General features: G+C 45.7%; 23 protein-coding genes. 16 read left to right on the plus strand and 7 right to left on the minus strand.

Going from position 1 to position 19,857, the window contains the following annotated elements; all coding sequences use genetic code 11:
* Positions 1 to 39: 39 nt before the first annotated feature.
* Positions 40 to 1,209: an FtsW/RodA/SpoVE family cell cycle protein gene (locus P397_RS0106300; protein ID WP_026832485.1), complete on the minus strand. Its 1,170-nt coding sequence runs from the start codon at positions 1,207 to 1,209 to the stop codon at positions 40 to 42.
* Positions 1,210 to 1,353: 144 nt separating this feature from the next.
* Between P397_RS0106300 and fabI the strand changes: the two genes are divergently transcribed.
* Positions 1,354 to 2,127, plus strand: a complete 774-nt coding sequence (gene fabI, locus P397_RS0106305) for an enoyl-ACP reductase FabI (protein WP_028105955.1) — start codon at positions 1,354 to 1,356, stop codon at positions 2,125 to 2,127.
* A gap of 130 nt (positions 2,128 to 2,257) precedes the next feature.
* Positions 2,258 to 2,461 carry a hypothetical protein gene (locus tag P397_RS0106310; protein ID WP_014970836.1) on the plus strand — a complete coding sequence of 68 codons (204 nt, stop codon included), beginning with the start codon at positions 2,258 to 2,260 and terminating at the stop codon, positions 2,459 to 2,461.
* A gap of 2 nt (positions 2,462 to 2,463) precedes the next feature.
* On the opposite strand, the gene P397_RS0106315 is transcribed toward P397_RS0106310, so the two are convergent.
* Positions 2,464 to 2,976, minus strand: coding sequence for a YjcG family protein (locus P397_RS0106315; protein ID WP_026832487.1), 513 nt, complete (start codon positions 2,974 to 2,976; stop codon positions 2,464 to 2,466).
* A gap of 145 nt (positions 2,977 to 3,121) precedes the next feature.
* On the opposite strand from P397_RS0106315, the gene P397_RS0106320 reads away from it, so the two are divergent.
* Genes P397_RS0106320 through P397_RS0106330 form a run of 3 tightly spaced genes read left to right on the plus strand, consistent with a single transcriptional unit; the run spans position 3,122 to position 4,784 of the window.
* Positions 3,122 to 3,667, plus strand: coding sequence for a phosphatidylglycerophosphatase A family protein (locus P397_RS0106320; RefSeq protein WP_026832488.1), 546 nt, complete (start codon positions 3,122 to 3,124; stop codon positions 3,665 to 3,667).
* Positions 3,668 to 4,300, plus strand: coding sequence for a phosphatase PAP2 family protein (locus P397_RS17560; protein WP_051523900.1), 633 nt, complete (start codon positions 3,668 to 3,670; stop codon positions 4,298 to 4,300).
* Positions 4,287 to 4,784 (plus strand): HAD family hydrolase, encoded by a 498-nt coding sequence (locus P397_RS0106330; protein ID WP_026832489.1) that lies wholly within the window; start codon positions 4,287 to 4,289, stop codon positions 4,782 to 4,784. Before P397_RS17560 ends, P397_RS0106330 begins: the two co-directional genes overlap by 14 nt.
* 39 nt (positions 4,785 to 4,823) lie before the next feature.
* Here P397_RS0106330 and P397_RS0106335 read toward each other — a convergent pair whose 3' ends face one another.
* The 4 genes from P397_RS0106335 to P397_RS0106355 all read right to left on the minus strand — a co-directional run bounded on the left by P397_RS0106335 (position 4,824) and on the right by P397_RS0106355 (position 8,648).
* Positions 4,824 to 5,696, minus strand: a complete 873-nt coding sequence (locus tag P397_RS0106335) for a DegV family protein (protein WP_028105956.1) — start codon at positions 5,694 to 5,696, stop codon at positions 4,824 to 4,826.
* Positions 5,697 to 5,760: 64 nt separating this feature from the next.
* Complete coding sequence (gene brnQ / locus P397_RS0106340) at positions 5,761 to 7,086, minus strand: branched-chain amino acid transport system II carrier protein (protein WP_028105957.1); 1,326 nt, start codon at positions 7,084 to 7,086, stop codon at positions 5,761 to 5,763.
* A 290-nt stretch (positions 7,087 to 7,376) separates the two neighbouring features.
* Entirely contained in the window at positions 7,377 to 7,670 is a 294-nt protein-coding gene (locus P397_RS0106345; RefSeq protein WP_026832492.1) for a hypothetical protein, read from the minus strand.
* Positions 7,671 to 7,919: 249 nt separating this feature from the next.
* Positions 7,920 to 8,648, minus strand: a complete 729-nt coding sequence (locus P397_RS0106355; RefSeq protein ID WP_026832494.1) for a hypothetical protein — start codon at positions 8,646 to 8,648, stop codon at positions 7,920 to 7,922.
* 120 nt (positions 8,649 to 8,768) lie between these two features.
* Between P397_RS0106355 and P397_RS0106360 the strand changes: the two genes are divergently transcribed.
* From P397_RS0106360 to P397_RS0106390, 7 genes are all read left to right on the plus strand, one after another.
* Entirely contained in the window at positions 8,769 to 9,326 is a 558-nt protein-coding gene (locus P397_RS0106360; protein WP_026832495.1) for a GNAT family N-acetyltransferase, read from the plus strand.
* Between the two features lie 7 nt (positions 9,327 to 9,333).
* Positions 9,334 to 10,050, plus strand: coding sequence for an alpha/beta fold hydrolase (locus P397_RS0106365; RefSeq protein WP_028105959.1), 717 nt, complete (start codon positions 9,334 to 9,336; stop codon positions 10,048 to 10,050).
* Positions 10,051 to 10,219: 169 nt separating this feature from the next.
* Positions 10,220 to 11,311: a virulence factor gene (locus P397_RS0106370; RefSeq protein ID WP_028105960.1), complete on the plus strand. Its 1,092-nt coding sequence runs from the start codon at positions 10,220 to 10,222 to the stop codon at positions 11,309 to 11,311.
* A 355-nt stretch (positions 11,312 to 11,666) separates the two neighbouring features.
* Positions 11,667 to 11,879, plus strand: a complete 213-nt coding sequence (locus tag P397_RS0106375; RefSeq protein WP_028105961.1) for a hypothetical protein — start codon at positions 11,667 to 11,669, stop codon at positions 11,877 to 11,879.
* Between the two features lie 92 nt (positions 11,880 to 11,971).
* On the plus strand, positions 11,972 to 12,457 hold the full coding sequence (locus tag P397_RS17565) for a BsuPI-related putative proteinase inhibitor (RefSeq protein ID WP_051523902.1): 486 nt from the start codon (positions 11,972 to 11,974) through the stop codon (positions 12,455 to 12,457).
* Between the two features lie 7 nt (positions 12,458 to 12,464).
* Entirely contained in the window at positions 12,465 to 13,280 is an 816-nt protein-coding gene (gene nadE, locus P397_RS0106385; protein WP_028105962.1) for an ammonia-dependent NAD(+) synthetase, read from the plus strand.
* 103 nt (positions 13,281 to 13,383) lie between these two features.
* Entirely contained in the window at positions 13,384 to 14,664 is a 1,281-nt protein-coding gene (locus tag P397_RS0106390) for an FAD-dependent oxidoreductase (RefSeq protein WP_028105963.1), read from the plus strand.
* A 9-nt stretch (positions 14,665 to 14,673) separates the two neighbouring features.
* On the opposite strand, the gene P397_RS0106395 is transcribed toward P397_RS0106390, so the two are convergent.
* Positions 14,674 to 15,066, minus strand: coding sequence for a disulfide bond formation protein B (locus tag P397_RS0106395; protein WP_026832501.1), 393 nt, complete (start codon positions 15,064 to 15,066; stop codon positions 14,674 to 14,676).
* 65 nt (positions 15,067 to 15,131) lie between these two features.
* Here P397_RS0106395 and P397_RS0106400 point away from each other — a divergent pair, with 65 nt between their 5' ends.
* The 4 genes from P397_RS0106400 (at position 15,132) to P397_RS0106415 (ending at position 19,764) form a co-directional block, all read left to right on the plus strand.
* Positions 15,132 to 16,022 carry a LysR family transcriptional regulator gene (locus P397_RS0106400; RefSeq protein WP_026832502.1) on the plus strand — a complete coding sequence of 297 codons (891 nt, stop codon included), beginning with the start codon at positions 15,132 to 15,134 and terminating at the stop codon, positions 16,020 to 16,022.
* Positions 16,006 to 17,118 carry an N-acetyldiaminopimelate deacetylase gene (locus P397_RS0106405; RefSeq protein ID WP_026832503.1) on the plus strand — a complete coding sequence of 371 codons (1,113 nt, stop codon included), beginning with the start codon at positions 16,006 to 16,008 and terminating at the stop codon, positions 17,116 to 17,118. The genes P397_RS0106400 and P397_RS0106405 overlap by 17 nt, the downstream gene beginning before the upstream one ends.
* 222 nt (positions 17,119 to 17,340) lie before the next feature.
* A complete protein-coding gene (locus P397_RS0106410; RefSeq protein WP_026832504.1) occupies positions 17,341 to 18,729 on the plus strand; it encodes a cytochrome ubiquinol oxidase subunit I in 1,389 nt (462 codons plus the stop codon).
* Between the two features lie 12 nt (positions 18,730 to 18,741).
* Positions 18,742 to 19,764, plus strand: a complete 1,023-nt coding sequence (locus tag P397_RS0106415) for a cytochrome d ubiquinol oxidase subunit II (protein ID WP_026832505.1) — start codon at positions 18,742 to 18,744, stop codon at positions 19,762 to 19,764.
* The last annotated feature ends 93 nt before the right edge of the window (positions 19,765 to 19,857 follow it).

Below are 19,857 nucleotides of genomic sequence, written 5' to 3' on the forward strand. Positions count from 1 at the left end.
AAAAGAGTGGATTCCAATTTCGGAATCCACTCTTTTGCTTTAATCTTCATCAAACATCGAAATTCGTGACTGTGAAGCAATCGCCATGATCAAACCAAGACCAACCAGGTTAACGATCATCGTTGAACCACCATAACTGATGAAAGGTAGCGGAAGACCGGTGATCGGTAAGACCCCCATCGTCATACCGATGTTTTGGAAAATCTGGAACGTAAACATCGCGACATAACCGGTTACGATGTAAGTTCCGAACGGATCGGCTGTTTCCAAGGCGATTTGAATCAACCGATAGATGAATAAGAATAAAACTATCAAGACGACGGCAGCCCCAATGAATCCGTAGTGGGCAGAAATTGCCGTAAAGATGAAGTCGGTGTGGAGCTCTGGTACGGAGACTTGAAGTTTCCCGTAACCGACACCAAACATCTGACCAGAGCCGATTGCATTAATGGACTGGACCAGCTGATAAGAAAGATCATCTGCATATTCGAACGGTTGCAACCACGCCATGATCCGGTTCATCGCATGTCCCGGGAAGAAGGTCGCCAGCAAATCGTTTTGGAAATAAAACAAGTAAAAGAAGCCGACAATCGCAACGGCAAATAAACCGAACATACTGAGCAACCATTTCCAGTTTAATCCGGACAGCAACATCGCACAGGCTAAGATGACACAGAGGATCAAGCCGATTCCCAAGTCAGGTTGAATGATGATCAACCCTAAAGGAAGTAACGTAATCGCAACCATTTTGACCAACAATAACAAATCCCGTTCATGTTGGACATAACGGGCATTATGCTCCGAGATGACGGCCGCTAATGTGACAATCAAGAAAAATTTCATGAACTCGGCAGGCTGGACGGTTCCGATGACCGGGAACTGATACCATCCGTACGCTCCTTTGATATTTGCGACTAGCGGTGTATTCCGTAAAACGACAAGACCAATCAAGGAAAGGATTCCGGCACCGTACAAGTACCAGTGAAAACGTTTCAGTTGTTCATAATCGATCAGGATGACAACGGATAGTGCAACGAAGCCGATCACATACCATTGAATTTGTTTCGCGGTGAAATTGATTTCACTGATTGCCCCTTGCAAAAACGGTTGTGCAGTATAAATCGCCAAAATACTGACGACCATCAGACAGCCGAGCAAAAAAAGCAATGTGTTATCATAACGTTGTGTAAATGATTTAAAACGGTTCATTCCATCCCTACTTTCTGTCTCTTTCTATATTACCGTAATTTATCAAAATCGCAATATCAAGAGCGATGGTTGACAGAAGCGTTACGTTTTTGTAACCTAGATATAGGTGTTATTACCAGGTACTAATTCAAGGGGGAACTCATAATGAATATTTATCCTTCGCTCGAAGGGAAGACGTACGTCGTGATGGGTGTCATCAATCAACGTTCAATCGCGTGGGGAATTGCACGTGCTTTAGACGCAGCGGGTGCGAGCTTGGCGTTTACGTACGTAGGAGAACGCTTTAAAGCGCCACTTGAGAAGTTGGGTCAGGAACTTTCACGTCCTGCATCGTATTACACGTGTGATGTGACGAGTGACGAAGAAATCAACCAAGTGTTCCAAACGATCCATGCCGATCATGGAAAAATTTCCGGGATTGCGCACTCGATTGCCTTTGCGGACAAAGAAGCTTTACGCGGTGAATTTTCAGACGTCACACGCGAACAATTTGCGCAAGCACTCGATATTTCAGCATTTAGCTTAACGGCTGTCGTCAAAGCGGCAAAAGACTTCTTTACAGAAGATGCTTCTGTCATCACGTTGACGTATCTCGGTGGAGAAAAAATGGTACCGAACTACAATGTCATGGGTGTCGCAAAAGCGGCTCTTGATGCCAGTGTCCGTTACCTAGCAGCAGAATACGGAAAGCAGGGCGTACGTGTCAATGCCATTTCAGCAGGACCGATTCGGACGGTTTCAGCGAAAGGTGTCGGTGACTTTAATTCGATTCTTGAAAGTATCGAAGAGCGTGCACCACTTCACCGGAATGTCACGACGGAACAGATTGGACACAGCGGATTGTTCCTGTTGTCGCAAATGTCGAGCGGTGTCACGGGAGAAATTCTACACGTCGACAGCGGATTCCATATCCTATAATACGATTTGCCGTCTCGAAAAACTCAAGACATGCAGTGAAAGCCAAGGGAAACCTTGGTTTTTTGTTTTTCTCGAAGCCATTTTGGGAATAAGACAATAACAAACTGAAGATGAGGGAGAGGGATGGCATATGTATCAAGTGGATTTTACGGTTGTGCAATATGTAAATCGTCAAGTCAGAGTCGATTTGGAGCGGAAAACAGAACCGGTCGCTCGCATCAACCCAATTAAATATGTGGAACCGCATCATGAGGAGTTAGAAGAACAAGCAAATGCCTATGGTGTCTTGCCTGAATTAAAACTTCCCGGTCGCACGTTCGACCGGGAAGTTTGATGTTATTGACCTGTAAATCGGAACGTCTCGTACACGCTCCAAGAACCATTTTCGAGTTCATAAAGAAGTGCCATTTTCGTGACGTCTTCTTGGAAGCGGATATCTTCCATTTTTAAGCGTTCGAGCACGTCAAACAGCTCGACATCGGATAAATCCTGTCCGATTGTGATGTGCGGCAAAAAATCATACTTCGGTGTATGCGTGAGGTCACCGGCATGTAAATCCCGGTGAAGTTGTTCGAGTTCATCCGTCGGCATAACCTTTAAGAACAAGACGTTATTCGTTGGGTGAAACGACCGTGCACCTTGAATATGAAGTGAAACAGGTTTTGTTTGCGCCGCCACCTTGTTTAGTGCAGCCACGATCGTATCGAGCTCTGAATCGTCTACACTGATGCGTTCGCGCATCGTAATGTGTGGTGTGATCAACGCGTACTTGGAATCATACCGTTTGCGGTATGAATTCGCAAAATCCTGAATCCGTTTCGATGGAAACAAAACTACCCCGATGTTCATCGAAAATCCCCTACTTTCCCCTGAAATGATAACGCTTTACAGCATAATCATGACGGATTATCGGCGTGATGTCAAAGAAGTTTGAGGGGAGAGGGGGAATCCGTGTATACTTGTGAAGAACTTTGTCAGAGAGGTGGATTTTGTCATGAAAGAAAAAGCACATTCAAAAGAGGTCAAGCAAGCAGCAATTGATAAGTTACACGAACGGGGCGTCACGATTCATGCGATAGCGGAAATCGTGTATCAGATGCAAGCGCCGTATACAATCGAATTAACACTTGAAACGTGTACGAGTTCTGTCGAACGTGTTCTCGAAAAACGTGAATTACAACATGCGATCCTTGTGGGGGCGGAACTGGATATCTTAGCAGAAAAAGGGTTGTTATCAGAACCGCTTCTGTCAATCATCCGCAGCGATGAAGGATTATTTGGCGTGGACGAGACGATTGCGATTGGTGCCGTCAATACGTACGGTTCGATTGCCGTCACGACGTTCGGATATTTAGATAAAGCCAAAATCGGCATCATCAAAGAACTGGATACGAAAGTGGACGATGGACGCGTCAATACATTCATGGATGATATCGTTGCGGCGATTGCAGCCAATGCGTCCGGTCGATTGGCTCACCGCTTGCGTGATAAAGAAGATTATTCAGCAGAGGAACTCGAACAGCGGAAGGGAACGTATTAAATGAAATTAAACCAACGTGCGTTACTTCTTTCTGGGATCGCGTTCATTCTCTTCATTAGTATTGCCATTTCGATTCGCTTGACGGGTTATTTTTTATTTGACGCCCAACTATCAAATCAAATGGCAAAACAAGTTCCAGCAGATTATGTCAGTTGGTTCACTCAGCTAGGATCCGGGGTTGGAGCCGTAACCGTCACGTTAATCTTGACGTTGATCAGTTACTATCTCTGGCGTGACCGGATCGGAAGCCTGTGGTACCTATTGTCATTTGCGGCAGTAGCCGTATTGAACCAAGTCGCAAAAGCCATCTTCGTCCGAGACCGGCCTTCACTGAATGAACTGGTCGGGGGAGTGGGCTATAGTTTCCCAAGTGGTCATTCATCGATGGCCTTTGCTGTGTACGGCGGATTTTTAATTTTGAGCTGGCGGTTTTTGAATCGTACCGGGAGAATCGTATTAGGAACAGTCCTTAGTCTGTTGATTCTTGCAATGGGGTCATCCCGCATCATCCTGAACGTCCATTATTTCTCGGATGTCGTCGGTGGATTCTGTTTTGCTGCTTTCATACTAGGATTATCCTATGCTTTTATCTCGTCTCGACGTAAAAAGGAGCGGACGCATGTTACTACTTGATATCGACCACAGCTTGGTTTTTGATGAGCAGGTGATGAATACCTTATCTGTCCCGACATTATTAGTCGAACGTATGGATGGTCATAAACGTTTTATGACCATGCGGACACATTTACGGTTAAAACGACTCGTCGAACACAATCAAGTGATTCCCTTTACGAAGCGGACGCTTGAAACGTTTCGACAACTGGAGTTGTTCCAGATTGATGCTAAACCGAAATGGGCAATTCTTGAAAGCGGCAGTGTCTTACTAAAAGACGGAAAACCCGACAAACGATATGAGAACTGGTTGCGCCAACATCATAAGACGGCAGACCTCGAAGCAACACTTAGCTATCTGGAAGAGATCGAACAGCTGGAATGGACGGTTTATCCGGCTGAAGTCTGGTCCGGTCGAACGAAACGACCTTATCAGATGATTGAGCGGGTCGCCGACGAAGCGGAACTTCTGGATCAACTGTTAAAACAAAATGTCTCAAACTGAAAAAAGCCCCTTGCCAAACATCGGCAAGGGGCTTTCTGATTAAGTTGGGACGTGGATCTCATCGAACCAAAAGACACCAACCGTTTCTGAACCGGCATGCGTCAAAATCGAGGGTCCAAACTGTGTGATCTCAATTGAAATCTGTGGCAATTTAGCTTGAAGGGCATCGCGTAATTGTTCAGCGGCAGGTCGAGCAAGCGTGTGACCAATATAAAGTGTTTGTTGATAAAGGCCGGACTTGGCGATCTGTGAAGCAATCTCTGAAGTCATTTCATTAAAGGCTTTTTTGATCGAACGCACTTTTTTGAACGGAACCAGTTTTCCGACTTCATCAAACTTAACGATGGGTTTAATGTTCAACATGTTGACCAGTAAAAATTGACTGCTCGACACGCGACCACTTCGGCGCATCGTTTCCATATTACCGATGATAAGGTAAAAGTGTGATTGATGTTTAAACTGCTCCAAGACAGTGACGACTTCCTCCGGTCGTTTTCCTGCCTGTGCGAGTTGCATCGACACCCGTAACATTTCCTGTTGGTTGGCACCACCTGTATAGGAATCAATGGCATAGAGTTTGAAACCGACGGCATCCGCAGCGGCTACAGAGCTCGCGTACGTTCCGCTTAGGCCACTTGTGATGTGGATGGCGTAGCCGTAGTCATATCCTTCAGCCTTGAGACGTTCGTACAGTTCCACTAACTCACCGAAAGAAGGTTGCGAGGTAGTCGGGATCACGGAAGAATCGTGACGCATCTTCGCATCGAGTTCCTCGACCGATAGATCAACGTATTCACGATAGGATTCTCCATTGATGATGATGACAGTTGGTACTACATGGACACCGATTTTTTCTGCTTCCCCAGGTGGGAAAAATGCCATGCTATCGGTAATCCAAGCGATCTTATCCATTAAAGCGACGCCTCCAGTAGAAATTCATTTTTTTAATCATACCATAGGCATGAAAGCGGCATCACTAGCCAATACGCTTTTCAGGAATAGAATCTTTTGAAACGTGTCCAATCGATGAACTGACGATAAACGTGATCAAAACGGGCAACAGCCAAGCTAAATTTTGTTCGACCAGCGGGAAAACCTTGTAGACCGCAGTCAGTGCACCCGGTAAGACTTTTAAGGAATGCAGGGCACTCCACAAGGAAAAGAACGCTGTCACGAACAGTGTCGTCCGGTAGACGAGTGTTGGTTTTTTTAAGAAGGAACGAATAAAGGTCAATCCAATCAACACGATGACGATCGGGTATAAAAACATCAGTACGGGAACCGCGATGGAGAGCAACGTTTTTAAACCGACAATCGAAATGGCGAAACCGAGGATTGTCGTGAAGATGCCCGTAACCGGTAAGGAAAGCCGTTTAGAGAACGTCATCAAGTATTCGGAGAACGCGGTGACGAGACCAACGGATGTCGTCAGACAGGCGAGTAAAATGGCGACGCCTAAAATCATCAAACCAAACGTTCCGAACGTGTCATCCGCGTATTGTTGCAATAACGACGGACCATCGACAGCTCCGACGGCACCAAAACTGTTTCGTCCGATGAAACCAAGCCCTGTATAGACAAGTGTCAGTGAAACGGCAGCGATCAGACCAGCCCGTGTCACAGTCTGCAGTTGAGCCGTTCGGTGTTTTAGACCACGTGCGTGCAGTGTGTGCAAAATAATAACACCAAATACAAGGGCGCCCAGTGCATCAAGTGTCAGATACCCCTGAAGAAAACCTTGGATGAAGGCATCGGTAAACGTGTCGTACCCGGCTGCCGGACGTTGAACCGGCGAAAGGGGATTGATGATACTGCTGATACTGAGTGTCGCGAGTGCTACGAGCAGCAGTGGAGTAATGAACCGACCGATGATATCAAGTAATTTACCAGGGCGAAGCACCAAGTATAAAGTTACTAAAAAGAAAATAGTTGAAGAGATCACCAGGCTAGTTTGGGATGGTCCACTCAGGAAGGGAACCACACCGAGCTCATACGTGACGACGGACGTTCGGGGAATCCCGAAAAACGGACCAATCGCGACATAAAGCGCAAAAGTCAAAAGGGCGCTGACGAATTTCGGAAGCGGGTTGGCAAGCGTACTAATCCCGCCACCGACCCAGGCGACGGCAATCAATCCGGCTAACGGCAATCCAACGCCGGTCACGATAAAGCCGAGCATAGCAGGTAAAAATTGTGTTCCAGCTAAGGCACCGAGTTCAGGAGGGAAAATTAGGTTACCTGCACCAAAAAATAAAGCAAAAATCATGAATCCTAAAGCAAAGATGTCTTTCCGGTTCAACATATAAGTTACCTCCTGTTTTTCAATAATCTTGTCCACTATACCATTAGACCACAAGTGATGAAAGAATTTTTAGAATATTCGTTCGTCTCGTTGTCCATCTTCCTTCTAAAAACACAAATCCTCAAGCCAACATTCATTTTTTAAGGTTAACATGGACAAAATGAATCCTCAACCTGTCTTTTTTCGGCTGTTCCTTGATAACAAAAAAACCTGTAAGGTCAACGTTTTGACCTTACAGGTAGAGGGATGAAATGATTGAATTACCCATGGTAAACTAAAAAAGTAGGAGTTTAGCTAGACGCCATGAAACGACCTTTCTTTTGTCGTCTCAGTTTATGGAGTAGCCAAGCGTGAACGACTTCGCACGATTGACGAGGGAGGGTCAGTTCCACGAGTGGTTCTTGTTGCTGACCGTGGATAATGAATAATCCTGTTTCTTCATCAATTGGTGAAATAGTCATTGAGCTCGCTTCATTCAGGGAGACTTTCAGCTCGCCCGTCGTCGCATCCTTTAATTTCAGAATGTTTCCGTTCGTTGCAAACTTCGTGAATGAACCGATTCCGTTCACTTTTAACTGATCCATGCTAATTTCCTCCTTCAGTTGATGCGTTCTCGAAAATCGTAAGAAAAACAGGTACAACTTCTAACTTCCAAAAGGTTAATCTCATTATAACGAAGTCTGCTGAAGATGCCAGTACTAATTTATGTGAAAATTCAAACGATTTGGCAACAGTATTGTCATATAAGACATTACTTGAAAAGAGGCAGGAAACGAAGAGGAACGGACATATGAAAAAAGCATCTTGTCCGTGGCGGACGAAGATGCTGAAGATCATTGTAACTCCAAACTCCAATTTTTCTTGCGATGAACCAACTCACCACGTTTGACGATGGATTCCTTTTTAGAATCAAGGTCTTCCTTCAAGACGGTCATATCTTCGTACCGTCCGGCGGCGTAGACCGGAATGCTGATATTTCTTGTAAAAACGGATTGTTTGGCATTCGCAAAATCCATCAAAATTCCTTCACTGAGCAGATGACGTAAGTTGATAATGATTTCAGCCGTTAACGGAGAAGAAGGAAGACGCAACTCGCGACGCATTTTCCGTTGAATCAAAAAGGTCAACAGCTGTTCGATTCGTGACCAGTCTTTTAAATAGACAGTGGCTTGTACACCGGGGTTTTCACTAAAGTAAACCATCTCATTTTCGACAGACGATGTAAACGGACTCGGCATACCACGTTTCATATGCATGATGAACAAAAGTTCTGCGATTTCAGCGTCTGTCAATGTATCAAGTGAATGGGAGGAACGGATGTCGATTGCGCTTAACGGAAAACGTTCGACTTCACCAGACTGAACGAACTGTTCGACTTCGTGTCCTTCCACGTAATGAAAAGATGTTCGCAAGGACTGTTTGGCAGACTTGAAGGCGGCACCTGAAATGAGTAAAGGGCGTTTTGAATCAGTCGCAACAATGAAATCGGCAAAGGTCACACCCGACATCGTCAATCGGTGATTCTCCGCATCTTCGTATAGATAAAGTAATGAATTAGACATAAACAAGCCTTCCTTCCTGAACAATCAATCCTATTATTTCAATAGTAGCAAAACTTCTATGACGCGAAAAGGATATTTCCCGCTGAAAACGGGCATAATAAAGAAAAGAGGTGATAGGTGATGTGGGGGTTACGCAAACCATTCCCAGAACTAAAGACGGAACGCTTTATCTTACGTGAACTAGAAAATAGGGATGCACGTGATCTGTTCAAGATTTTATCAGATGATGAGGTCATGTACTATTACGGATCAGATCCGTTGGTCACAGTTTATGAAGCGAAAAATGTCATCAGTTATTTCAAGGAACAGTTCACTCAAGGAAAAGCCATTCGATGGGCGATCGCCGATCAGCAAACCAATCAACTTGTTGGAACGATTGGTTTTCATAATTGGTTAACCCAATATCATCGAGCTGAAATCGGCTTTGAAGTCAGTCAAGAATATTGGCAGCAAGGTGTAGCATCGGAAGCGGCACGAGCTGTCTTGACACACGGCTTTGAAGATTTTGCCCTTCATCGCATCAGTGCTCTGGTGGCACCCGAAAATATCGCCTCGAACGCGCTTGTCCAAAAGCTTGGTTTTCAAGCAGAGGGATTGCTCGAGGATTATGCGTATAGTCACGGACGTTTCATGGATTTAACAATTTACCGGATGCTTGCATCGGAATGGAAAGGATGACCATTGAATGTCGAAACAGTCACTAGTCTTATTGCACGGATTTACCGGAGGGACAGATTATTTTAACCGGGTGGAAGCCCGTCTTCGTTTATCGTTTGATGTTCTGGTGTTAGCACTGCCCGGACATGAAGGAGAAGCAGTGGGTCCGGATACAATGGAAGGATTCGCGACATGGGTGATGGAAGATCTCGAACGAAGAGGGATCGACCAACCGATTGTCATCGGTCACTCTTTTGGCGGCTATATCGTTTCTGCCATCGTTGAGATGTATCCCGAAAAAATTTCTGGATTCGGACTGGTCTATTCAACAGCTAAGGCGGATACAGATGAAGGAAAACAGAAGCGTAATCAAAACATCAGCCGTGTGAAAGAGATCGGTGTCCGGGAATTCGTTGACGGACTTGTACCCGGACTTTTTGCCGACGGAGCGGACCCGATGCTGATCTCAGAGGCAAAAGAATTGGGATACATGATGACGGTTGAAGGGGCGATTCGAGCATTATCTGCGATGCGTGATCGAAGAGATCTGACGAAAACATTAAGCAACACGTCTGTCCGTGGTCTGATTCTCCACGGGACGCTTGATCCCTTGATTACAGAAGAGAGTGCGTTTGCGCCACAAAATGAACGGATTCTATTCCGGTCGACGGACAGCAGCCATATGGGAATGCTCGAGACACCCGATGCGTTCGCTGAATTTGTCGAAGAAGCGTTTGCGAAATAACGGTTTTATTTAGTTACATTCGTTTAAAAGGGATGACTCGTTTCACGTGACTCCGACAGGAAAACGCGTGAAAGAAAGAGTGATCCCTTTTTCGTTCAGTCCTCATTTTTTGAGCTTTTGCATTGCAATTCCCAATGAATTTCTGAATGATGAAGAGGGAGGGATACAGATGAAAATTATAGCTATTGAACCAACACCAAGTCCGAATAATATGAAAGTCATCGTCGATGAGACGTTTTCTGAAAAAGGCCAGACCTTTGAGCATGCGTTTGGTGCACCTGATCATGTCGCCAAATTACTCGACATTCCAGGAATCAAATCCGTGTATCAAGTCAGTGATTTTTTAGCAGTCGAACGTTTTCCAAAGTATGATTGGCGCACGCTTGTCATTGAAATCCGCCGGGCTTTCGGAGAAATCCTGAGTGATGTCGAACAACATGAAACAGATGCGGCCTTTGAACCTGTCCATTTATTTGTTCAGTTCATTTTAGGGGTTCCGATGCAACTGAAAGGGGTTAAAGGTCTCGAAGAGAAGCGATACGGGTTATCGGACCGTTTCCGAGAAGCAGCCTTATTCGTGCAACCGTTCGTCAAGAATGTCATCAGTGATCGCCGCTGGGTTGAACAGGCGCCGCGTTATGGCGACTTGGATGAAAGTCTTGCTGAAGTCGCACAAGAAATCGAGGTTGCTTATCCCGTTGAGCGAATCGATCGCTTAAAAACGATTGCTTCAGGAGAAGAAGTGGCATTTGACGGACAGGCACTCACATCAAACGATTGGAAACAACGATTTGCCGCACTTGATGAGTTGCCAATTGAACTCGAGTGGATTCCGGCGTATGCCAGAATGCTACAAGACGAAAAAATGCAGATTCGCAGACAAGCTGTCGTCAAACTCGGTATGTTCGAAGAAAATCGTTTGGAGTTATTGGAGTACATTACGAATGCCTTGCACGATCCTTCGAGTAGTGTACGTCGAACAGCCGGAGATACGATTTCAGACTGGGCGTTGGCAGAGGCAGAGCCGATGATGATTGAAGCATTGACGGATAAAAATAAGCTTGTTCGTTGGCGGGCTGCCCGGTTCTTATTTGATGTCGGGACAGAGCAGTCGGTCCCCCGCTTAAAAGAAGCGGTTCAAGATCGGGAATATGAAGTGGCTTTGCAGGCAGAACTTGCCTTAGCGCGAATCGAGAGCGGGGAAGAAGCACTAGGGACGGTTTGGCAACAAATGAATCGAATGACCGGAGAAAGTTCATAAGAACTTAAAAATAAGAGGGTGTACAGAACCATTCGACAAAATAACACACCAGTTGTCTAGGTATATTTTACCTGTAGAACAATATAGATGGAAAAAAATGAATATTTTTCTGTAATGGATTTGAAATGGATTTGAAATATGGCGATATATCGAAGTTTTTAAGCTGTATGAGCCAACTAAATCTATGTGTAAAAATATGGTTGTATTTTTTGATATAAAGTTTTGATACAAATTGTCGAATGACAATTTCCCGACCTTTCTTCCCATTTGATAAAGTGAAATCACAATAACTGATTCGATTTCAAACAGCTATTTTGGTTTGACTGACATCTGACTTTAAAGGAGATTCGGGGATATGATACTTTTTGCTGAAACAGACTTAGCGGTGGGGTATAAAGAGCGGACGGCTTCGGGCGTCTTCGTGACAATCGAGACAATGGACAGCCGGACGATCACGCTTGTGGCTCCTGCAACGGCGACGGACGCGATTTGTGACGAGTTGTTCGTAACGGGGATCGAGCAACTGTTTTCAACGACAAAAAACAAGGTAGCGATTCCGGTTGCCTAATATGTGAACCAACGAGGAGGGATGAGGTTACGACCTTATTCCTCCTCTTTTTTGTGCTAAAATCTGTAGTAGAGAAGAGAGGGGGCGTTGTTTTGAAGTGGATAAGCCGGTTATCTTGTCTCGTTTTGTTCACAATCGTTTTCGCAGGTTGTGCGCAACAAGAAAAAAACAGCCAGAATAAACAAACGGCACAGGATGAAGTAACCAGTCAGCCGATGACAATTGCGGTGTCGGCGGAACAACCGGAATCGGGAATCGTAGAAGCGATCGTTTTGCTGAAGAATCCAAATAAGCAGGATATGACAGTGACGTTTCCGACGTCCCAACGATTTGAGTTGATTGTCAAAGACGAGACGGGGAAAATGCTGTATACGTTCTCGCAAGAACAAGTGTTTACACAAGCGATTGAAAAGGAAACGTTTAAAGCTTTTGAGACCAAGCGCTACGAAGTCAGAATCGAGCTGCCGCAGTCCGGTCGAGCAGACCAAATCGAGGCGTCGACGATTCGACAAGTGGAAGGGACGCCGGAATCCGTCATGACGGACCGCCAAAAAATCGACAATGAAAAAGGAGAGTGAATGTTTCATGCAACAAGACATCATTCAAGTGACGGGCGTCAAGCCGGTCATTCAAGCAGGAGAAGAAATCAAGCAACGTGTTCAGTTCTTAAAAGAGTATCTGCTGCACACCGGAGCAAAAGGATTTGTACTCGGGATTTCGGGAGGACAAGACTCGTCGCTTGCGGGGCGTTTGTGCCAGTTGGCGGTCGAAGAGTTGAGAAGTGAGACGGATCGCGACTATCAATTTTATGCTGTCCGTTTGCCGCACGGTCAACAACAAGATGAGTCTGATGCGCAACTCGCATTATCCTTCATTCGTCCGGACCATGCGTTACGCGTCGATATCAAACCGGCTGTCGATGCATCGATGGCGTCATTTGAACAAGCAACGGGACAGGAACTGTCTGACTTCAGTAAAGGGAATACAAAGGCACGGGAACGGATGAAGGCACAGTATGACCTCGCAGCACACTTTGGTTGTTTAGTTGTCGGGACGGATCATGCCGCAGAATTCGTGACCGGATTTTATACAAAACACGGGGACGGCGCGTGTGATGTTACACCGCTGACTGGGCTCAACAAACGTCAAGGAAAACAGTTACTCCGTCATCTTCAGGCGCCAAACGCTCTGATTGAAAAAGTACCAACGGCTGACTTGGAGGATAACCAACCTGGTTTACCCGATGAACAAGCACTTGGTATGACCTACGATGAAATCGATGACTACCTGGAAGGGAAGTCGATTTCCAGTGAAAGTGCCGCAAAACTGGAATCGCAATACAAACGAGTTGGTCATAAACACCATATGCCGGTCTCACCACTTGATGTTTGGTGGAAATGAGCCATCACGTAAAAACGACAGCCGACTGAGCTGTCGTTTTTTTCGTCCATAATCGGGAAAAGAAAAAGGGATAGCATCTTTTTGAAAAGCTGGAGGTGATGGTATGGAGACGGTTGGAATCATTGGTGGCGGATTAGCAGGTTTGTCAGCGGCTGCTCTTCTCGCACAGCAAGGAAAACGAGTTCAGTTGTATGATACCGGTCTGTTGGGTGGAAGAGCGACTTCACAAGTGATCAAAGGCTTTACATTCAATTACGGAGCTCACGCTGTTTATGCACGGGATCAATCGATATTGCGGACAATCATTAAACAGCTGAAATTAGACATCACCTGGTTGGATTTTTCTTCCGCGAAAGCCAAATACGAATTTGCAGGTCATTTGACCGCTGCTCCGGCCAATGCAATCGGTCTGTTGAAAACGGAAGTCATCGGTGGAACCGATAAGCTCCGGTTTACATGGGAAGTCGTCAAAACCGTGCTACATCTCGAACAGGGAGACCCGGCGCTTTCAATTGGTCAGTGGTTGGTACAAGAGAAGGTGGAAGCAGACGTTTCGCGATTGATGTTAGATCTAGCTTCCAGTAACTTTTTTACGGCGGAACCTGAAAACATTCCCTCAGACGTCTATTTCAACTATTATAAAAAACTGTTTCGCACCCGAAAGCCGGTTTCCTACATTGCCGGTGGTTGGCAGGTTCTCATCAATGAACTGGAACGTGTGGTCACGCTACATGGCGGGACGATTCACCGTAAAACAAAAATCACGGCGATTGAAGAAAGTGATACCGGTTACCGGTTACGCGACCGGAAAAAGACCGAATGGACCGTCGATCGTATCGTGTTGGCCATTCCGCCCCGAGAGATGCGGAAACTTGCCTTACCGACACCGATTCAGCTGTTCATCGAACCTTATGCCCAATATGAACCGGTTGAAGTTCTTGTCTATGATGTCGGAGTGCATCCTTATATCAAGACACCTTTTTCCTATGTATATGATCGAACGCACCAATTGTTCGTGACGGATTTATCGCATTACGATCCAAGTATTGCGCCTAAAAATGGTCAAGTCTTGCAAGTCGTCGCGTATTTAGTGCATGACCGTGTTGGTCATCCGGATTATTTGAGTGAAAAAGTGAAGCACATCCATCGTCTGCTCGATCAGCATTACGCCGGATGGCGTGAACAGTTGGTGACGGAACGAACGATGAAGCGGGCGATTGTACAAGAAATCAAGTGGAAGATGGGACAAGCTGCCTTGCCTTGCTTCCTGCGTGAAGAGCGTGAGGAAAAGGTCGCTTTCGTCGGGGATTGGTGTGAAGGGGAAGGGCAGTTATCCGAGTTGTCGTTTTCCAGTGCGTATAGCGTTGCAGAAGCATGGCAATAAAAAAAACGCTCATTGAGCGTTTTTTTGTTGTGGATAAAAGGCAAGGACAACCAAAATCGTAAAAGCAATCAAGCTCATCATCGGAATCGTCAAGAATCCAAAATAATTGACCCACTGGATTAGACATCCATTCGTACAAAGTGCTTCTCCATCCGGTAAACGTTCCAAGATGACATGGTAAGCGGCGACAGCAAAACCAAGCACCGTATAGACGCGGATGAAAAAGGCATCGACCGGTCGGTTGCGGAATAAAGAAATCAATAAGTAAATGGCCGTCGTATACATGAATAAGCGTTGCCACCAGCACAACGGACAAGGAATAAATCCGCGGATTTCACTGAAGTAAAGACTCCCGAGAGTCGCGACTGTTGAGACGATCAACATAAAATGATAGCGTGACATATGTACCTTCCTCTCTAACGTGTTAAACTAGTGCCATCTTATATCATGAGGAGTCGGATCATACATTGCAAGTGTCGGAAATGGAAATGTTGATTACGTTATCGGAAGAATTAAATATGCGAAGAGCAGCCGAACGACTTTTCGTATCCCAACCGGCCCTCAGTCAACGTCTCGTGGCCATTGAGCGACGCTGGGCGACTAAATTGTTCATTCGTTCCTCGCGTGGGTTGAGCATCACCCCTCAAGGTGAAAAAGTCATTGGTCTGGCCAAAGAGATGAACCGGAAAGAGTTGGAACTGAAAAGCGAATTGACGGCGGAAGAGGGGGCGGTTTACGGGACACTTCGGATTGCCGTAGCGTCCATCATGGGTCAGTACTGGCTCCCGCGTGTCTTAAAACGATTCGTCGAACGTTATCCCCACGTCCGGGTCCAACTCGTGACGGGCTGGTCGAGTGAGATGATGCGTCATATGCTCGAGGAACATTTTCACATCGGGATCATTCGGGGGAATCCGGACTGGAAAGGGGTCAAGGAACGGTTGTTTTCTGATCCGCTTTACCTCGTTGACAGTGAATTGACGTCGCTGGAACAACTTCGGAAAACCGAACGTCCTTTCATTCAATTCAAAAGTGATTCGACGTATTACCAAGAAATTTTGGAATGGTGGCAGGATCGTTTTTCAAGTCCTCCGTCGCGAACATTGGTCGTTGATCAAATCGAGACCTGCAAACAAATGGCGTTGCACGGTATCGGTTTTGCGATTTTACCGGAATCGACGATTCATGAAGCCAGTCAAGTCATGCAAATTCCCCTCAAGACCTCATCCGGGAAAATTTTAAAGCGGGATACATGGATCTTATCAACCGAATCCATGCTTGAGTTAAAACAAGTCCAAGCATTTTGGGACATCGTCAAAGAAGAAGGAGGAAGTCAGTCAGATGGAATACGCGATTGAGATGCGTCGGGAACTTCACAAAATACCGGAACCTGGTTTCAAGGAGTTCAAGACGCAGGCCTTTATTTTGGATCAAATCCGGTCTTATCCGGAAAATCGAGTCAGTTATGATACGTTCGAAACCGGAGTGTTCGTCCGGGTCAAGGGGTTGACCGGAAATCGGACGATCGGGTATCGGGCGGATATCGACGGATTGCCGATCGAAGAAGCAACAGGATTACCGTTTTGCTCGGAACACCCCGGTTTCATGCATGCCTGTGGACATGATGTCCACACTTCGATTGCGTTAGGTTTGTTGCGCCGGATTGTCGAGCTTCCGGTCATGGATGACGTCGTCTTCCTTTTCCAACCTGCAGAAGAAGGACCGGGTGGAGCGGAACCGATGATTAAAAGTCCGTTGTTTGAGAAATATCGTCCGAGTGAGATGTACGGTCTACATGTCGCACCTGAATATCCGGTCGGGACCATTGCGAGTCGTCCCGGTGTATTGTTCGCCAGCGCACGAGAAGTCCATATTACGATTTATGGTCAGAGCGGTCATGCTGCATTTCCTCATCTCACGATTGATACCGTCGTCGCACAAGCGGCTTTGATCATGCAATTGCAAACGATCGTCAGCCGATCAATCAATCCGATGAACTGTAGTGTCATCACGATCGGTAAGGTCGAGGCGGGAATTCGGGAAAATGTCATCGCGGGTCGGGCGTTGCTCGACGGAACGATGCGGGCACTCAATGGAAATGATATGGAGAAGCTGGAACAACGGGTTCGGGAAATCGTTCGCGGAATCGAAGCTTCGTTCGGCGTGAAAATCGATCTCCAGTTTGGGAACCGGTATTATGAAGTCGTCAATGACCCGAATGTCGTCAACAAATTTTCATCATTCGTTAAAATGAATGCCAATTATGTTGAGTGCGATGCAGCGATGACAGGAGAAGATTTTGGCTTCATGTTGAAAGAGATACCGGGCATGATGTTCTGGTTGGGAGTCAACAATGCTACCTCTGGTCTACATCAACCGACATTGAATCCAGACGAAGAGGCGATTCCGTTCATCATCCACTTACTCGATCATTATTTTAGAGAATATGTCTAAACAAAATACGTGACAAGAAGCCCTTTATTCCTGATGAAAACGAATAAAGGGCTTTCATTTCACAGAATGGAACAGTTTTCGAACGTTTTGTGAAATAAATCACGAGTATATGTGAACAATTTGTTACATCAAACATTAAGAACAGACACAAATGATTATGTTCTCTATGATACGGATATAAACAATATATAGAAGTACGTTTAGAAAGAGGGGGCTATACACATGTTCAATGATCCAGTAATGCTCAGTCGATTGTTGACAGGGCTCACATTAGCATTCCACATCATCTTTGCGACGATTGGGGTAGGGGTTCCATTGATGGTACTCGCAGCAGAGTACATCGGAATTAAACGAAAAGATTCAGACTATATTCTTCTGGCTCGGCGCTGGACGCGCGGTTATATCGTAACAGTAGCAGTAGGTGTCGTGACCGGAACAGCAATCGGGTTGCAATTATCACTCTTATGGCCGTCCTTAATGCAGGTAGCCGGTCAAACGATTGCGTTGCCATTGTTCATGGAAACATTCGCATTTTTCTTTGAAGCGATTTTCCTCGGAATTTACCTGTACACATGGGATCGATTTAAAAACCCGTGGTTACACTGGTTGATCGGGATTCCTGTCGTCATTGGTGCGACTTTGTCTGCCTTCTTCATTACGACAGTCAACTCGTTCATGAACTCACCGGAAGGTTTCAAAATCGTCAACGGGACGTTAACACAAATCGAACCGTTAAAAGCGATGTTCAATACAGCGACGCCGACAAAAGCAACACACGTCATCGTCTCGGCATATTTGACAGTTGCCTTTATCTTGGCTGCAATTGCTGCCTTCCACCTATTACGGAAAAAAACATTGTCGGCAGCGGAAACGGCTTATCATAAAAAAGCCCTTCGCTTAACAGTCATGGCCGGTTTGATCTTCGCCTTTTCGACAGCACTTGTCGGAGACTTTTCAGGTAAATATTTAGCGAAGTACCAGCCGGAAAAATTAGCAGCTGCAGAGTGGCATTTTGAAACGACAAGCGAAGCAGAATTAATCTTTGGTGGTATTTTAGATGAACAAGAAGACGGCAGCTACGAAATCAAAGGCGCCATCAAGATTCCGTATGCACTATCGATTCTTGCAGGTGGAGCACCTGATACGGAAGTCATCGGATTAAACGAGTTCGCCAAAGAGGATCAGGCACCGCTGTTTGTCCACTACTTCTTCGACATCATGGTATCGATCGGAATGTATCTGGCGGCCATCTCGGCGCTGTTCGTCCTAGCGTTCCGTCTCAAGAAATTAAACCCGTACAATAAGTGGTTACTGCGCGGTATTTTCATCGGTGGACCACTTGCCATCGTCTCGATTGAAGCCGGTTGGATGTATGCGGAAATCGGACGCCAACCATGGACACTTTATGGTATTATGAGAACGGCTGATGCGGCGACGACGTCGACGGCTGTTGGACCAATGTTGATTTTATTCAGCTTACTGTATCTGTTACTTGGAACGATCTGTACGGTCGTCTTGTTACGGATGTTTAAAAATAACCCTGTTGGCAAAGAACTTGCAGATGATCATCATTCACGTGGTGAAGCGATGTTTGCCGACGACAATAAATAAGGAGGGAACGAGTTGGACATTCAAACACTTGGAATAACCGTACTTTGGACGTTCCTTTATGGATATCTCATCGTTGCCTCAATTGACTTCGGTGCCGGTTTTTATGCGTTCTATTCAAAATATACAAAACGTGATCATCTGACGAACCGTCTGATCTTACGTTATCTCTCTCCGGTCTGGGAAGTGACGAATGTCTTTTTCGTCTTCTTCTTTGTCGGACTCGTCGGATTCTTTCCGGATACGGCGTACTATTACGGAACAGCGCTGCTCGTTCCGGCCTCAATCGTCTTAGTATTGATTGCGATTCGTGGTAGCTTTTATGCGTTTGCCAACTACGGATCAAACGACAGCATGTTCTATACGTTTTTATACGGTGCGACAGGATTATTGATTCCGGCAGCAATGTCAACGACCTTGACGATCAGTCAAGGTGGTTTCATTCGCAAGACAAATGAGACGGTGGAGTTCCTTGGGACAAAGTTGTTCACGAACTTTTATTCTTGGACAGTCGTTGCGCTCGCCATCGTTTCTGTCTTGTACATCAGTGCGATGTTCTTATTATTCTACGCGGATAAAGCGAAAGATGAGAACGCGACTCCGCTCATTCGTAAATGGGCATTGTTCTGGAGCATTCCGACCATCGTTGTCTGTGCGTTAGTCTTCTTTGGTTTAAAAAATCAGGCAGCATGGCATTATGAGAACATTTTGAACGGAAACTGGTGGTGGTTCGCAGCAAGTTTCATCTTCTTCTGTGTTGCAGTCACACTTGTCTATTTGAAAAAGAACTACGGCATCGCCTTCATTGCCGTCATGGCACAATATGGCGTCGCTTGGTTCGGCTATGGTTATACGCACCTGCCGTATATCCTCTATCCGTACATCGATATCAATAAAGCCGTCGTAAATGAGACAATGGCGACCGCGCTTGTCGTCGTCTTTATCTTCGGACTGATGTTATTGATTCCGGCCCTCTATTTGATCTTACGTTTATTCTTATTCGACAATGATTATGTCAGTGGGAAAAAATCAAAATGAGCAGGAAATGAGTGAACAGGAGATATACAATCCGTTTCTGGATTGTATATCTTTTTTTGCCGTCTGGATCGCCTATAAAAAAAGTCGGAACGA

The sequence above is a fragment of the Exiguobacterium undae DSM 14481 genome (assembly GCF_000620805.1).
GTDB classification, from domain to species: domain Bacteria; phylum Bacillota; class Bacilli; order Exiguobacteriales; family Exiguobacteriaceae; genus Exiguobacterium_A; species Exiguobacterium_A undae.